The organism is Gordonia sp. N1V (assembly GCF_029269935.1).
Lineage (GTDB): Bacteria > Actinomycetota > Actinomycetes > Mycobacteriales > Mycobacteriaceae > Gordonia > Gordonia polyisoprenivorans.
The window spans coordinates 372,114-387,014 of the sequence record NZ_JARJDD010000003.1; the positions used below are offsets into that span (position 1 = coordinate 372,114).

Below are 14,901 nucleotides of genomic sequence, written 5' to 3' on the forward strand. Positions count from 1 at the left end.
GCGTCGGCGAGTTGCCAGGCAGTCGTCTGGTTGTCGTAGGACTCGCAGTACCAGGACACCGCGCGAACTGCGGGAGCAGACTGAAGTGGTGCGTGTGGTGAAGAACGAGGAGTTCGGCAAGACCGTCCGGCGTCATCGGGAGCGCCTCTCACCAGAAGCGGTCGGCCTCCCGGGCGGTGGGCGGCGGCGCGCTCCGGGTCTGCGTCGCGAAGAACTCTCCATGACCGCCGGTATCTCGGTCGACTATCTGACTCGGCTCGAGCAGGGCCGGGCGACCTCCCCTTCTCCGCAGGTCGTCGAATCGTTGACGCGCGCGTTGCGTCTTCCCGACGCGGACCGCGAACGGCTGTTCCTGCTCGCCGGCTATACCGCGCCCGGCGTCGGGCTCATCCGCACCCGGATCGCACCAAGTGTCGCGCGGATGCTCGACCGCCTCGCCGGCACACCGGTCGTGGTGTACGACGCCGCGTGGAATCTGCTGATCGCCAACCCCGCCTACGACGCACTCATGGGCGACATGTCGGTCCTCACGCCTTGGGAGCGGAATGCTCTGTGGCGCAACATCCACGGCCCGGCATCACGTGCGCGTCAAAGCGCGCAGGAGCACGACACACAGATCGAGCGGCTCGTCGCCGATCTCCGGATGACGGCAGTACGCTATCCGGCCGATCCGGCGCTGCGCGATCTGATCGATGAATTGACCTCGTCGAGTGCGAGATTCGCCGAACTCTGGGAGTCCGCCGACGATGCGCCGGCCCCCGACGCCGCACGTCACAAGGTGATCGCTCACCCGACGGTCGGGCCGATCACCGTCGACTGCGACACCCTCGTCGTCGCCGGCGATGACCTGCGCATCATGATCTACACTGCGGAGCCGGACACCGCCGATGCCGAGAAGCTGGACCTGGCAATTGTTCTCGGCACGCAGGCACTGTCATTACGTGGACCGTGAGCGATCCGCACGGCCCATCGCGTAGAACTCCTCGTTGGGCCGCAGGTTGGTGGCGTTGGCAATCCGGTTGGACATCCCGAAGAACGCCGAGATCGACGCGATGTCCCAGGCGTCCTCGTCGGTGAAGCCGTGGGATTTCAGTGCGTCGTAATCGGATTCGGACACCGCGTAGGCCTCGGTCGAGACCTTGAGGGCGAAATCGAGCATGGCGCGTTGACGATCGGTGATGTCGGCCTTGCGATAATTGGCGGCGATCTGATCGGCGATCAGCGGATTCTTGGCCCGGATGCGCAGGATCGCACCGTGGGCGACGACGCAGTACTGGCATTGGTTGGGGCTCGACGTGGCGACGACGATCATCTCGCGGTCGGCCTTGGTCAGATTCCCGGGCTTGTCCATCAACGCGTCGTGGTAGGCGACGAATGCCCGGAATTCGTCGGGGCGCCGGGCCAGCAGGAGGAACACGTTGGGGATGAAACCCGACTTCTCCTGGACTGCGAGGATGCGGTCACGCACATCATCGGGAAGGTCCTCGAGTGTCGGCGTCTCGAACCTGCTGATCGGGTGGGCGTCGGTCATGGTTGCTCCGTCTCAGCCGGGAGAGAGTTCAGCCCAGGAGATCTCGTGCCACCTGGGACACGGTGACCTTACCCTGCGCCTGTCCCCCCTGACCCGCAAGGTTGTTCATGATGGCGACGACGAATCGCTGGTTGTCGCCGGCGAATCCGATCGAGTTCATCACCGACCCGCCCTGCTCGTCGGACCAACCATTCTTGTTGCCGGGCGCCAGATTCGCCGGCAACGACTTGATCCCCCACTGCTGATCCGGTGCGACGCCGCGCATCTCGCCGATGAGGTAGGCGCGGTCGGCCGGCGCGGTGCGGGTGAGAACGTAGTCGACCAGTCGTGCGAGGTCGCGTGGGGTGTCCTTCTGGAATCCCCAATAGGGATAGAACTCGGTGAATCCTCGCTGCGGCGCCAGCGACGTCATCCCGAACGCGCGGAAGTCGCGGTTGAAGGTCTGGTGATCAGGCCCGGCGAAGGCGAACCAGAGTCGATCGGTCGCCTCGTCGTCGGAGCTGTTGAGCATGGCGTGCATGTCGGCGCGATTGGCGGGCGAGAGCGTGATCGCACCCGATCGCACGCGGTTCAGCAGGTCGGTGGCGATCGCCAGCTTGATCGTCGACGCCGTCCACACCGGGGTGTCGGCGTTGCGATCGGCGTACGTCGCACCGGTGACGCGGTCGATCACCACGATCCCGGTGTGGCCCGGCCGGGTGGCCGCGTAGGCGTCGGCGGCGGTCAGCCGACCCGGTAGCTCGACGGCACGCGCGGTGTCACCCAGAGGTGCGGCGTGTGCCGGTGCTCCGGTGACGGCCACGACCGATGCCGCCACCGCCGAGAGCGCTGCGGCGAGGGCTGTACGAATCATGTGTCGTCGCATGGGCGCCACCGTACGGCACAGCCCTCATCGCACCCGACATCGTGTCGGATATGACGGGAATAGGTGGTTGTAAATCGGAAGAGTCCGGCGCCCGATCCGTTTTCGCGTGCAATTCAGTACGGTAAAAGTTCTTCCGTCTGCTAAGGAGTTCAGAGGACCCAGACGATTGCGAAGCCTGAAGCGGGTGACAACCGGAACCTGCGCAGAGATGTCGGTTTGATCGGTCTGCTGTTCGCCAGCGTCGGGTCGATCATCGGTAGCGGATGGCTTTTCGGCGCGATGAATGCCGCGCAGAAGGCGGGTCCGGCGGCGATCATCTCGTGGTCGATCGGTGCGGTCATGATTCTGCTGATCGCACTGACCTTCGCCGAACTCGGCACCATGTTCCCGGTCTCCGGTGGTGTGGTTCGCTTCCCGCACATCGCCTTTGGCTCGTTCGCGAGTTACACCAGCGGCTGGATCCTGTGGATCGCGTGCGGCACGGTGGCGCCGATCGAGGTGGAGGGCGCACTGCAGTACGCCACCAAGTACGCCGCGTTCACCTCCAAATCGACGGTCAACGGCGACACGGTGCACACGCTGACCGGCCTCGGCTACCTCACCGCCGTGGTCCTCCTCGCACTCTTCGTGGTGGTCAACTACATCGGCGTCCGCTGGTTCGCCCGGGTCAACAACGTGCTGGTGTGGTGGAAGCTCGCGATCATCACCGTCGTCGTGATCGCTTTCCTCGTCACCCAATTCCATCCCAGCAACTTCACCTCCAAGGGCTTCATGCCCAACGGCTGGGAAGGCGTGTTCACCGCGATCGCCACCTCGGGAATCGTGTTCTCGTTCCTGGGTTTCCGTCAGGGCATCGAGCTCGCCGGCGAAACGTCGAATCCCCGGAAGTACGTGCCCATCGCCGTCATCGGGTCGGTGATCCTCACCGGGATCATCTATGTGGCGTTGCAGGTGGCGTTCATCGGCTCTCTCAACCCGCGTGACTTCATCCACGGATGGGCGACGATGGGGTTCACCAACGACTTCGGTCCGCTCGCCGCGATCGCCACCGCCATCGGACTCGGCTGGCTCGCCACACTGCTCTACATCGACGCGATCGTCTCCCCCGGAGACACCGGATTGATCTACACCACGGTCACCTCACGCGTGTCCTATGCCATGGCGCGCAACGGTAATGCACCGAAGATGCTGGCCAAGACGACCAACCGCGGTGTCCCGCTGGTCAGCCTGATCGTCGCCTTCGTCCTCGGTCTGATCATCTTGTTGCCCTTCCCGAGCTGGCAGCAGCTCGTCGGGTTCATCACCTCGGCGACCGTGCTGTCCTTTGCGGCGGGGCCTGTAGTCGTTGCGGCACTGCGTCGTTCGGACCCCAAGCGCGAACGGCCGTTCCGCGTGCCCGGCGGTGATGTGATCCCGCTGTTGGCGTTCGTCGCCTCCAACCTCATCGCTATCTGGTCGACATGGACGATCAACCTCAAACTGTTCATCGCCGTCCTGATCGGCCTCGTCCTGCTGGCCATCCTGGAGATGGTGTACGACCAGCCGGTCCTCGAGATGCGTTCGGGCTCATGGATGATCCTGTGGCTGGCCGGTCTCGCCCTGATCTCCTATCTGGCCGGCGATCTCGACAGCAGCGCCGTCCTCGGCTTCTGGTGGGCCAACATCATCACCGTGGTATTCAGCGTCGTCGTGTTCTATCTCGCCGTGCACTTCCGATTGAACAACACGACAATGGCCGAACACATGGACGCCGTCTTGACCGAGGCCCACGCCGAAGAGCAGGAACTCGGGCCCGCGGCGAGCTGACGATCAGCCCAGGATCAGCCATCCGAATCGCAGGACGACAGCGGTGACGCCGAAGACCGCCACGGCGAGGAGCCACCGCCGGGCGAGACGTTCCCGGGTGTCCCTGCCCTGGATGTCCCTGCCCTGGATGTCCCTGCCCTGGATGTCACGGTCGCGTCCCGGACGTTCGCGCAGATAGACGTAGGCCGCGGCGAGCGCGCTGAACGCGGCGGCCACACCGACGACGGTGATGACCGTGATCATCACCAGGTCGGTCGTGCCGGCGGGTTCTCGCATGGCTCTGTCGATCCTACCCAGCACCAACTGGTGTCCTCGGTCCCTAGGCGTCGGCGTCGTCGGCGCGGACGATGGAAGGTGAACGAGGAGGTCAGCAATGATCCGAGAATTCTCGAACCTTCGACTCGACGATGCCGAGGACGCCGGCGGCAAGGGCGCCAATCTCGGCGAACTGTGCAGCGCCGGACTGCCGGTGCCACCGGGATTCGTCCTGCTGCGCGACTGCTATCGAGAGTCGATGTCGGTCGCCGGGTATGCCGAGGAGCTGGCGTCGAAGCATCGCGACGCCCTCGCCGCGGTCGCCGACAACGACAAACTCACCGCGCTGTGCAACGAGTTGCAGGAGACGGTCGGGCTCGCGGGTATCGACCCCCAGGTGCGCGAGGACATCCTCGACGCCTATCACCGGCTCGGCGACAACGTGCCGGTCGCGGTGCGCTCGTCGGCCACCGGTGAGGACGGCAAGGACGCCTCGTTCGCCGGCATGAACCGCACGCTGACCGACGTCGTCGGCGACATGGCGCTGCTCGACGCGGTGAGCGCGTGCTGGCAGTCGCTGTTCGGCCCCCGGGTCGTCGCCTATCGCGCCACAAGGGGATTCACCGACGAGCCCGCCATGGCGGTGGTCGTGCAGCAGATGGTCGCCTCACAACGGTCCGGGGTGGCGTTCACCGCCGACCCGAGTACTGGTGCGCGCGACCGCGTCGCCATCGAGGCGGCGCTGGGTCTCGGCGAGGTGGTGGTGTCGGGGATGGTGCAACCCGACACCTACATCATCGACAAGTCCACCGGCTCCATCCTTGAGACCCACATCGGGCATCAGGACTTCCGCATCGTGCGCGGTACCGACGGCGTCGACCACACCGAAGACCTCGACGAGGATCTCGCGCAGGCCCGGGTCCTCGACGACGAGACCGTGCGACGGATCGCCGAGCTCGCGCTGGCCGTCGAGGACCATTACGGCTGCCCGCAGGATCTGGAATGGGCGATCGATCCCGGCGGCGCGGTGTGGCTGGTACAGGCACGCCCGATCACCACCCTCGGCGCCACCTCGTCGCCACCCGGAACGGTTCTGGCCCAGGGCCTCTCGGCCGCTCCCGGCATCGCCAGCGGGGCGGTCCGCGTTCTGAACTCGCCGGCCGACGGCGGGCAGCTCGCCGATGGTGAGGTGCTGGTCGCGCCGATGACCAACCCCGATTGGCTGCCGACCCTGCGGCGTGCGGCGGCGATCGTCACCGACGCTGGTGGGATGACCTGTCATGCGGCGATCGTCGCCCGCGAGCTCGGCGTGCCCTGCGTCGTCGGAGCACGTTCGGCCACAAAGGATCTGCCCGCGGGTGAGGTGGTCACGGTTGACGGTACGCATGGCCAGGTCCGTGCCGGTGTACCCGAGACCACCGCCAGGGTGGCCGTCACGTCGCCGGGCACGCCGACGGTGGCGCGCGCCGAGGTGACCGGGACCCGGATCTATGTGAATCTCGCGATGCCCGACAGCGCGGAGTCGGTGGCGGCTCTCGACGTCGACGGTGTGGGACTGCTGCGCGCGGAGTTCATCCTCACCGAGGCGCTCGGCGGTCGACATCCGCACGATCTCATCGCCAAGGGTGAGAGTGAGACCCTGGTGGATGCATTGGTGAGTTCGGTGGGCCGCATCGCGACGGCGTTCGCGCCGCGTCCGGTCATCTACCGCGCCACCGATTTTCGCAGTAACGAGTTCCGTACCCTGCGCGGCGGCGAGGAGTACGAGCCGGTCGAGCACAATCCGATGATCGGCTATCGCGGCTGCTTCCGCTATATCAAGGAACCCGAGTTGTTCGGTCTCGAACTCGAAGCGCTGGCCCGTATCCGCGACACCGCACCGAATCTCGGGCTGATGATCCCGTTCGTGCGGACGAAATGGGAGCTTGAGGAATGCCTTTCGCTGATCGACGCCAGTCGTCTCGGACACCAGCGAGGGCTGAAGCGGTGGGTGATGGCCGAGGTACCCTCGGTGGTTCACTGGCTACCGGAGTACGTCGGGATGGGCATCGACGGGGTGTCCATCGGCAGCAACGACCTGACCCAGTTGATGCTCGGCGTCGACCGAGACTCGGAGATCTGCGCAGAGGTGTTCGACGAGTCCGATCCCGCGGTGCTCGACGCCATCGGCCAGATCATCTCCACCGGACGGCGGCTGGGCATCACCACATCGCTGTGCGGACAGGCCCCGTCGACGAAACCCGAATTCGCCCAACGCCTCGTCGAACTCGGGATCACGTCGGTCTCGGTGAACCCCGACGCCGTTGACGCGACCAGACGAGCGGTCGCCGCGGCGGAACGGCGGTTGTTGTTGGCGGCGGCACGCTGACGAGGACGGCCGACGAACCACCCTCGGGGGGTCCAGGTGGGCCAGTCGGGTTCGCCGACGGCTATCCCGCACAGCGATACGAGCTGATAGCGGCGAGAAAATGGTCCTTGAGCCGCCCGAAGACCACATCGCCCGGGAATTGACGCGATGAGCCACTAGGGTGGGCCACATCCGAGAGGAGGCCCATGTCCACGCTGTACATCAAGCAGAAGATGCTCTCGCCGAGCGGCAAGTTCACCGTGCTCGATCAGGCCCAGCAACCGCGATACCTCGTCAGCGGCAGCTTCATGAAGATCCCCAAGAGCTTCACCATCACCGACACTTTCGACCGGCCGGTTGCCGAGATCACCAAGGCGGTGTTCAGCTTTCAGCCGAGGTTCACAGTCGAGATGAACGGTCAACTGGTGGCGACGATCCGCAAGGAGTTCAGCTTTTTCAAGCCCCGCTACACCATCGACGGTGCCGGCCTCGACGTCTCCGGCGATTGGTGGGACATGAATTTCAGCGTCCTGCGCGGCGGGCAGCCGGTCGCCACGATTCACCGAAAGCTGTTGAGCTGGGCCGACACCTACGAGGTCGAGGTGCTCGATGAGTCGCTCGAGGCGACGATCATCTCGCTGGTGGTCGCGATCGATCGGGTGCGCGCCGACAGCGACGGCGCAAACGCCTCAGCCACGTTCTGAGGTCACCAACGGCCAGAAGATGTCGTCGACGATCGAGTCGATGCGATCGTCGCCGACCCGCTCGAGGCGCATCAGCAGATCGTGCCGCATCAGGTCGAATGGCAGGTCGAGCACCGACTGCGGCACGTGGTCGAGGTCGATCTCGCCACGCTCGGCGGCCCGGGCGAAGATGTCGGCGGCGCGGGTGTTTCCGGCACCGTGCAGCATCTGCTCGCGAATCGCGGCGGGGGTGTATCCGGAACTGTCATGGAGTCCGGCGAAGGCCGCGCTGACGACGGCGAGCATGCCCGAGCGCGCGTCGTTCATGGTGTGGAGCAATTGCCGGATGTCTTCGCGCAGGCTGCCGGTGTCGGGGGCCTCGGCGGGAGTGTTGGCGGCGTAGTCGGCGAGAGCGGCCAACACCAGATCGTCCTTGTTGGGCCATCGGCGGTAGAGCACGCCGACGCCGGTCTTCGCGCGCGCGGCGACCGATTCCATGGTCAGTCTGGCGAATCCGACGTCGACCAGCTCGTCCCACGCGGCCTGCAGCAAGGCCTGTTCCAACTCGGGCCCACGGCGACGCCGCCGTGGGGTCTCGGTGCGCTCGGCCGTCATGTCGACATCGTAGTCACCGCCGATGAATAAGGAAGGTTTACATTCCTTATCTTGGCGCGTAGCGTCCATAAGGAATGGATTCCTCTCTTAAAGACGGGAGGTCGTGATGACCACGACCGACACACCCCTTGACGACAAGATCGATCCGCAGGTGCTCAAAACGGCGATGGTCCTCGTCGTCGGCGCCCTTGCCGTGGTGTTCGACACCACCATCGTCAGCGTCGCACTACACCAACTGGCCGTCGACCTACACGCATCGGTCACCACCATCCAATGGGTGATGACGGGTTACCTTCTCGCACTTGGTATTGCAGTGCCGCTGAGCACATGGGCGCTGGCCCGGTTCGGCGGGAAACGCGTGTGGATGGTCTCCCTCGCGGTGTTCCTGATCGGCTCCATCGGCTCAAGTCTCGCGTGGAGTGCCGGCGCCCTCATCGGATGGCGGGTGCTGCAGGGCCTCGGTGGCGGACTGATGTTGCCGGTGATGACGACCATGATCATGCAGGCCGCCGCCGGCCGCGCCATCGGGCGCACGGTCACCTGGGTGGCACTACCCGCATTGCTCGGCCCCATCCTCGGACCGCTGGTCGGTGGCCTCATCATTAGTCAGCTGAGCTGGCGGTACATGTTCTGGGTCAACGTCCCGTTCTGTCTCATCGGCTTGTTCCTCGCGTGGCGGTACCTCGAGAAAGAGCCGACGCCGCAGCAGTTTCCGCGTCTGGACGTCTGGGGCCTGGTTGCCTTCGCCCCGGGTATCGCGTGCGTGATCCTCGCGTTGTCGAACGCGGGCGGCGAGGCCGGATTCGCCCACCCCGACGTCCTCGTGCCCCTGACCGTGGGCGTCGTCGCCCTGATCGTCTTCGCCCTCCACGCATTGCGAACGTCCGCGCCGCTCATCGACATTCGCCTGCTGGCCACGCGATCGGTCGGCTCTTCGTCGACGGTGATGTTCTTGTCGGGGTTCGCCCTGTACGGAGCGATGCTGGTACTGCCGCTCTTCTATCAGGAGGCGCGCGGCGCCTCCGCGCTGACGGCGGGAATCATGCTGGTACCGCAAGGAATCGGCACCTTGCTGAGCCGGCAGATCGCCGGTCCGCTCACCGATACGATCGGCGCCCGGATGATCGCCACCGTCGGTTTCCTGATCACGGCGGCGGCAACCATCCCGTTCTGCTTCGCCGACGCGCACAGCAACGCCTGGGTGCTCGCGGCGTTCCTGGTGGTGCGCGGCATCGGACTCGGCGCCATCACGATGCCCGTGATGACTGCGTCCTACGTGGGTCTCGGCCGCGATGCCATCGCGCACTCCAGCGTGCTCACCCGGACCACCCAGCAACTCGGCGGATCATTCGGGACCGCGGTGCTCGCCGTGCTCCTGACCTCCCAGGGATTTCACGCCGCATTCTGGTGGGCAACGGGTTTCGCCTTGGCGGCCACCGTGCTGTGCGTCTGGCTCCCCGGGCGCAAGGAGGTTCTCGAAGCAGCTGCGGCGGCCCGTCGGTCAGCGTGACAGCCCGGCGCGCGCGTGCTCGAGATGCTGCGCCGACGCGTTACGCAGGTGGACGAGGTCGCTGGCGACCGAGGCGAGGGTGAACCCGTCGGCCAGTCTCCGCGCCGCGGTCTGACCATCGCTCGTGTGGATACCGGCCGCGATACCCGCCTTCTGTGCTGCGGTCCGAATGCGGGCAAGAGTCTCCTCAAACCGCTCGTCGATCGAGGGATCGGTGGAGGTCGCGCCGCCCAGCGCCAGTCGCAGGTCCGACGGGCCGACGTAGATCCCGTCGAGTCCTGGTGTCGCACAAATCGCTTCGACGTTGGCAATTCCCTGCTGCGTCTCGATCATCGCAAGGACGACGGTCTCGTCGTCGGCGGTGGCCGGAGTCGGCCCGATCCGCAGTTGCGATCGCATCGGGCCGTAGGACCGGACCCCGGAGGGAGGGTATTTCGCTGCCGCGACGGCAGCAGCGGCTTCGGAAGCGGTGTTGATCAACGGCACGATCACCCCACTCGCCCCGCCGTCGAGCGCGCGCCCGATCATCGCCGCGTCGTTGGCCTCCACCCGCACCATGCTCACCGGGCCACCGGCGGCGTCGATCGCCGTCAGATTGGTGATCATTCCCGCATAGCCGATGAGTCCGTGCTGGAGGTCGAGGGCAATGTAGTCCCAGCCGACGTGCGCGAGCCATTCCGCGGCGATCGGGCAGTCCAGGACCGACCAATAGCCGAGGATGGGTTCGCGGTCACGCACTCGCTGCGCGAAAGTCGCTCTGCCGGTCATGTTCTCGCCTATCGGTTGTAGTTGGGCATGGGTCCGCGCAGGTCTGCGCCGACGTCGGCGCAGGCGCTCATCACCTCGTCGGGTAACGGCCCCTTCGCCAGGATCTCCAGATTGGCACGCAGGTGCTCGACCCTGGAGCCGCCGAGCAGGATGGGCCCGGCCGTGGGTGTGGATCGTAGCCAGCGAAAGGCGAGCTCCACCAACGTCATCTCGGCCTTGTCGGCGATGGTCGTCAACGCCTCGATCGCCTCGAACACGGCACGGTTCCAATAGCGCTGCTTGTACATCTCGGCGAGCTTGGACGTTCCGAAACGCCCCTCGCCGGGATCGGCGTCGAAGCGGTGCTGCCCGGTCAGCAGGCCACCGCCGAGAGGGTTGTAGACCATCGTGACGAGATCGGTGACGCGCGCGAACTCCGCGTATTCTTCCTCGATGCGACGGGCCAGGAGGTTGTAGAGCTGTTGGGCCACCACCGGTCGGGCGATGCCCAGAGCATCGGCCGTGTGGTTGAGCTCGGCGATCTGCCACGCGGCGTAGTTCGACACCCCCAGAGCGCCGACCGTGCCCGCGTCCATGAGTTCGCCAACAGCGGTGAGGGTTTCGGCGAGTGAGGTCCTACGGTCCGGTTGATGCAGGTAGAGTAGCTCGACGCGATCGGTGTTCAGGCGCCGCAGGCTACCCGCCACACAATCGCGGATCGCGGCCGCCGACAGGGGTGCGTGATCGCCGGCGTCCGGGTGTGGCATACCGACCTTGGTGGCAATCGTCACCTCGTCCCGTCGGTCCCGGATGGCTTGGCCGAGAATCTCTTCCGATGCTCCGCCGGCGTAGACGTTGGCGGTGTCGAGATGATCGACGCCCTCGTCGAGCGCGGCATCGATCATCGTGGTCGCCACATCGGCGTCGACGGTGTCGCCGAAGGTCATCGTGCCCAGGACGGCGGACGTGCGGTGTAGGTCGATCATGCGGGAACTCCTTGGATCTCGGCGTCGGCGGTGGCCGCTTGCAGCCGGGAGACGAGGTGGCGGGGTTTGATCCCTACCATCGTGGTGGGGTCGAGCGCTGCGTTGCGCAGCTCGCGGGTGTACTGCGCGGCGGGATCGGTGAGAACCGCAGCGGTGTCGCCGATCTCGACCAGTTGTCCGCTGCGCATGACGACCACCCGATCGCTGATCTCACGCACCACACCGAGGTTGTGTGAGATGAACAGGTAGGTGATCGGACGCTGGCGCTTGATGTCGCGCAGCAGGTCGAGCACCTGGGCCTGCACCGAGACGTCGAGCGCGCTGGTGGCCTCGTCGCACACGAGCAGCTCGGGTTCGCTGGCCAACGCGCGCGCTATGCCGATGCGCTGACGCTGGCCTCCGGAGAACTCCGCGGGTTTGCGCCGCAGTGCGGTGGAGGGCAGGCCGACCTGGTCGATGAGCTCGGCCGCGCGCCGCTCGCGGTCGCGACGGGACCGAATCCCGCGTAGCCGCAGGGGTTCGCCGACGATGTCGACGGCGGTGTGGTGCGGGTCCAACGAGCCGTAGGGATCCTGGAAGACCATCTGGATTCGGGATCGGTACGGGCGCAGCGCTTTTGCCGACATCCGGGAGATATCGACGCCGTCGATGCAGATCCGTCCCGAGGTCGGGGTCAGGAGCCGGACGATCGATTTCGCGAGAGTGGACTTGCCGCACCCGGATTCGCCGACGACTGCCATGGTGGTACCGGCCTCGACGTCGAAGCTGACGTGGTCGAGTGCACGGAACACGCCGTCGGGGGTCGGGTAGTCCATCACCAGGTCGGTGATGGACAGCAGTGGCTCGCTCACCGGGCCGCTCCTTCCGTGACGGGCGACTCGAGCCGCGGTACCGCGTCGAGCAGCCTCTTGGTGTACCCGCTCTGGGGTGTGCGCAGCAAATCCTCCGGATCTCCGCTCTCGACGAATCGCCCGCTCTTCATGACATAGATGCGGTCCGACATCAGCCGTGCCACACCGAGATCGTGGGTGATGATGAGCATCGCCACGCCGGTGCGTTCCTGCAGTTCGAGCAACAGGTCGAGGATGCTCGCCTGGACGGTGACGTCCAGAGCGCTGGTCGGCTCGTCGGCGACGATCAGTTCGGGGCCGGCGGCGAGCGCCGCGGCGATGAGCACGCGCTGGAGCATGCCGCCGGAGAGCTGGTGGGGATACTTCGCGAGTTGGCTCTTTGCTCGTGGAATGCGCACCTGCTCAAGGAGTTCGACGGCCCGGGCGTTGCGTCGGGCCCGGCCGGTGATCCCGCTGTGACGGACCGCGTCGCGCAGTTGGGCGCCGATGGTGTGGACCGGGCTCAGCGCGGTCATCGGGTCCTGGGGGATCAGGGCGATGTGGCGGCCCCGGATGCGGCGCAATTGCCCGGTGTTGCCGAGGATCTCGTGGTCTTCGTACCGCGCCGATCCGGACAGGACGGCGAGGTCGTCGGGCAGCAGTCCGAGGACTCCCATTGCCGTTGTCGACTTGCCGGAGCCGGATTCACCGATGATCGAGACGGTTTCGCCCGGCGCGATTGCGAAGGAGACACCGTCGACGGCGCGCACGATCCCGGTAGCGGTGATCAATTCGATCTGCAGATCGTCGACTTCGAGGAGATTGGTCATGGTCATGCTCAGACGTCCTTTCGCTTCATCGACAGCCGCCCGATGAGACCGCGCCCGCCGGTTCGGTCACGTAGTCCGTCGCCGAGGAAGTTGACACCCACCACCAGGAGCACGATCACCAGGCCGGGCAGGGTCACCAGCCACCACGACGTGGTCACGTAATCCTGTCCGTCGGAGATGATCCGGCCCCAGGTGGCGAACGGCCGTTGCGGGCCGGCACCGAGGTAGCTCAGGGCACTCTCGAGAAGTACCGCCTGGGCGAGGAGGAGCAGGACCACGAGCGAGACCTGCTTGACGATGTTGGGCACGATGTGGCGCCACACGATCGCGTTGTTCGTCAGTCCGAGCACACGTGCCGCGGCCACATACGGTTTCTCGCGTTCGACGAGGGTCAACGATCGCGTGAACCGGGCGATCTCGGGCCACTGGGCGATGGCGATCACGAAGGTGATCACCGGCACGGAAGCACCGAACAGGGCGACCACGAGGAGCAGCATCATCAGCAGCGGCAACGAGAGTTGCGCCTCGAGGAGGCGGCTGACCACCGTGTCGGCCCATCCGCCCCGATATCCGGCGAACACCCCGAGGGCCAGGCCGATGAGCCCCGACACCACCACGGCCAACACCCCGATGGTCAGCGACACCTGGCCGCCGTAGAGAACCCGGGCGAGCAGGTCACGGCCGAGCTGATCGGTTCCGAACAGGTGGCCGTCGGTCAGTGGCGGCAACCGTCGCTGCGCGAGATCGGTCTGGTTGGGGTCCGGCAGCGGCAGCACCCGCGCGAAGGCCACCGGGAGGACCACGATCAGCACCGCGATCGCACCCATCCACACCTTCAGTCGGCTGTCGCGGGCCCGTCGGGTGGCCCCGGCCTGCGCGACGTCGTGCGGGGTGACCCGACTCGGTCGTTCGTGCTCGGGCGCTTCGATGAGAACGGTCATTTTCCGGTGCCCTTTCCGAGCCGTACCCGCGGATCGAGCAGCGGATAACAGAGGTCGACGAGAAGTTGGACGAGGATCGCCAGTACCGCGGTGACGAGCACGGTGGCCTGGATGAGGGGGTAGTCACGCGTCTCGAGCGCCCGCACCACCAGCGATCCGACGCCGGGCCAGCCGAAGACCACCTCGACCACGACGACGCCGTTGAGCATCGACGCGAACCGGGTGCCGAGGGCGGTCACCACCGGGATCGCCGAGTTGCGCAGCGAATAGCGCCAGATGAGCTCCCGCTCGGAGACGCCACGTGAGCGTCCGACGACGACGTACGGGGAGTTGAAGGCGCCCACCATCTCTCGCCGGACCATCCGCGCGATCAGCGCGATCTGCATGACGGCAATGGTGATCGTCGGGAGGATGAGACTCGACCAGGTGGTGAAACCGGCCGCCGGCAGGACCGGGATGAGCACCGCGAAGAAGGTGATCAGCATCAGCCCGGTCCAGAAGTCGGGCATCGACTGTCCGGCGATGGTGACCGCATTGGCTGCGAGTTCACGTCGGGTGTCGGCGCGACGCGCCATCCAGATGCCGAGCGGGACCGAGACGACGGTGGTCAGCAGGATCGCCGAGATCGCCAACGTGATCGTGTAGGGCAGTCGGTTGAGCACCACGTCGAGTGCCGGTGCCTGGAACGAGTAGGACTCGCCGAGATCGAGGTGGACGACGCCTTCGAGATAGCGCCAGTACTGCACGAAGATCGATTGGTCGAGACCGAGATCTGTGCGGATCTTGGCCAGATCCGCACTCGTCGCCAGCGGACCGGCGATCGAGTAGGCGGGATCACCGGGCGCCATCCGGATCAGCACGAACACCGTGGTCAACGTCAGGAAGACGGTGAGCAGGCTCTGTCCGAGGCGGCGCAGGATGTAGCGGGGCATCGGCGCGCGCAGGGCCCGCATGA

The 14,901-nt window shown here is 66.0% G+C and carries 15 protein-coding genes; 5 read left to right on the forward strand and 10 right to left on the reverse strand.

Going from position 1 to position 14,901, the window contains the following annotated elements; translation table 11 throughout:
- Positions 1 to 88: 88 nt before the first annotated feature.
- On the forward strand, positions 89 to 952 hold the full coding sequence (locus P3L18_RS06475; RefSeq protein WP_276113627.1) for a helix-turn-helix transcriptional regulator: 864 nt from the start codon (positions 89 to 91) through the stop codon (positions 950 to 952).
- Here the strand turns inward: P3L18_RS06475 and P3L18_RS06480 are convergent.
- Positions 938 to 1,531 (reverse strand): peroxidase-related enzyme, encoded by a 594-nt coding sequence (locus P3L18_RS06480; RefSeq protein WP_079931559.1) that lies wholly within the window; start codon positions 1,529 to 1,531, stop codon positions 938 to 940. The two genes, P3L18_RS06475 and P3L18_RS06480, sit on opposite strands and share 15 nt — an antisense overlap.
- Before the next feature lie 28 nt (positions 1,532 to 1,559).
- Complete coding sequence (locus P3L18_RS06485) at positions 1,560 to 2,384, reverse strand: tat pathway signal sequence (protein WP_276113678.1); 825 nt, start codon at positions 2,382 to 2,384, stop codon at positions 1,560 to 1,562.
- Between the two features lie 228 nt (positions 2,385 to 2,612).
- Here P3L18_RS06485 and P3L18_RS06490 point away from each other — a divergent pair, with 228 nt between their 5' ends.
- Positions 2,613 to 4,202, forward strand: coding sequence for an APC family permease (locus P3L18_RS06490; RefSeq protein ID WP_276113628.1), 1,590 nt, complete (start codon positions 2,613 to 2,615; stop codon positions 4,200 to 4,202).
- A gap of 3 nt (positions 4,203 to 4,205) precedes the next feature.
- Here P3L18_RS06490 and P3L18_RS06495 read toward each other — a convergent pair whose 3' ends face one another.
- Positions 4,206 to 4,478, reverse strand: a complete 273-nt coding sequence (locus tag P3L18_RS06495) for a hypothetical protein (RefSeq protein WP_276113629.1) — start codon at positions 4,476 to 4,478, stop codon at positions 4,206 to 4,208.
- A 97-nt stretch (positions 4,479 to 4,575) separates the two neighbouring features.
- On the opposite strand from P3L18_RS06495, the gene ppsA reads away from it, so the two are divergent.
- Both ppsA and P3L18_RS06505 read left to right on the forward strand, forming a co-directional pair.
- The gene (ppsA, locus tag P3L18_RS06500; protein WP_276113630.1) at positions 4,576 to 6,825 is read left to right on the forward strand and encodes a phosphoenolpyruvate synthase; all 2,250 of its coding nucleotides are present in this window, start codon (positions 4,576 to 4,578) and stop codon (positions 6,823 to 6,825) included.
- Between the two features lie 185 nt (positions 6,826 to 7,010).
- Positions 7,011 to 7,508 (forward strand): LURP-one-related family protein, encoded by a 498-nt coding sequence (locus P3L18_RS06505; RefSeq protein ID WP_265077163.1) that lies wholly within the window; start codon positions 7,011 to 7,013, stop codon positions 7,506 to 7,508.
- Here P3L18_RS06505 and P3L18_RS06510 read toward each other — a convergent pair.
- Complete coding sequence (locus P3L18_RS06510) at positions 7,494 to 8,102, reverse strand: TetR/AcrR family transcriptional regulator (protein WP_276113631.1); 609 nt, start codon at positions 8,100 to 8,102, stop codon at positions 7,494 to 7,496. The genes P3L18_RS06505 and P3L18_RS06510 overlap by 15 nt on opposite strands.
- A 106-nt stretch (positions 8,103 to 8,208) precedes the next feature.
- On the opposite strand from P3L18_RS06510, the gene P3L18_RS06515 reads away from it, so the two are divergent.
- Complete coding sequence (locus P3L18_RS06515) at positions 8,209 to 9,612, forward strand: MDR family MFS transporter (RefSeq protein WP_276113632.1); 1,404 nt, start codon at positions 8,209 to 8,211, stop codon at positions 9,610 to 9,612.
- Here P3L18_RS06515 and P3L18_RS06520 read toward each other — a convergent pair.
- The 6 genes from P3L18_RS06520 to P3L18_RS06545 are packed head-to-tail and all read right to left on the reverse strand — an operon-like array spanning position 9,604 to position 14,878.
- The gene (locus P3L18_RS06520) at positions 9,604 to 10,380 is read right to left on the reverse strand and encodes an aldolase/citrate lyase family protein (protein WP_079931563.1); all 777 of its coding nucleotides are present in this window, start codon (positions 10,378 to 10,380) and stop codon (positions 9,604 to 9,606) included. The genes P3L18_RS06515 and P3L18_RS06520 overlap by 9 nt on opposite strands.
- An 8-nt stretch (positions 10,381 to 10,388) precedes the next feature.
- Positions 10,389 to 11,345 (reverse strand): aldo/keto reductase, encoded by a 957-nt coding sequence (locus tag P3L18_RS06525; protein ID WP_276113633.1) that lies wholly within the window; start codon positions 11,343 to 11,345, stop codon positions 10,389 to 10,391.
- On the reverse strand, positions 11,342 to 12,196 hold the full coding sequence (locus tag P3L18_RS06530; protein ID WP_276113634.1) for a dipeptide/oligopeptide/nickel ABC transporter ATP-binding protein: 855 nt from the start codon (positions 12,194 to 12,196) through the stop codon (positions 11,342 to 11,344). Before P3L18_RS06530 ends, P3L18_RS06525 begins: the two co-directional genes overlap by 4 nt.
- Positions 12,193 to 13,011, reverse strand: coding sequence for an ABC transporter ATP-binding protein (locus tag P3L18_RS06535; protein ID WP_276113635.1), 819 nt, complete (start codon positions 13,009 to 13,011; stop codon positions 12,193 to 12,195). Before P3L18_RS06535 ends, P3L18_RS06530 begins: the two co-directional genes overlap by 4 nt.
- Positions 13,012 to 13,013: 2 nt before the next feature.
- Positions 13,014 to 13,946, reverse strand: a complete 933-nt coding sequence (locus P3L18_RS06540) for an ABC transporter permease (protein ID WP_079931566.1) — start codon at positions 13,944 to 13,946, stop codon at positions 13,014 to 13,016.
- A complete protein-coding gene (locus P3L18_RS06545; RefSeq protein ID WP_079931586.1) occupies positions 13,943 to 14,878 on the reverse strand; it encodes an ABC transporter permease in 936 nt (311 codons plus the stop codon). Before P3L18_RS06545 ends, P3L18_RS06540 begins: the two co-directional genes overlap by 4 nt.
- Positions 14,879 to 14,901: the final 23 nt, after the last annotated feature.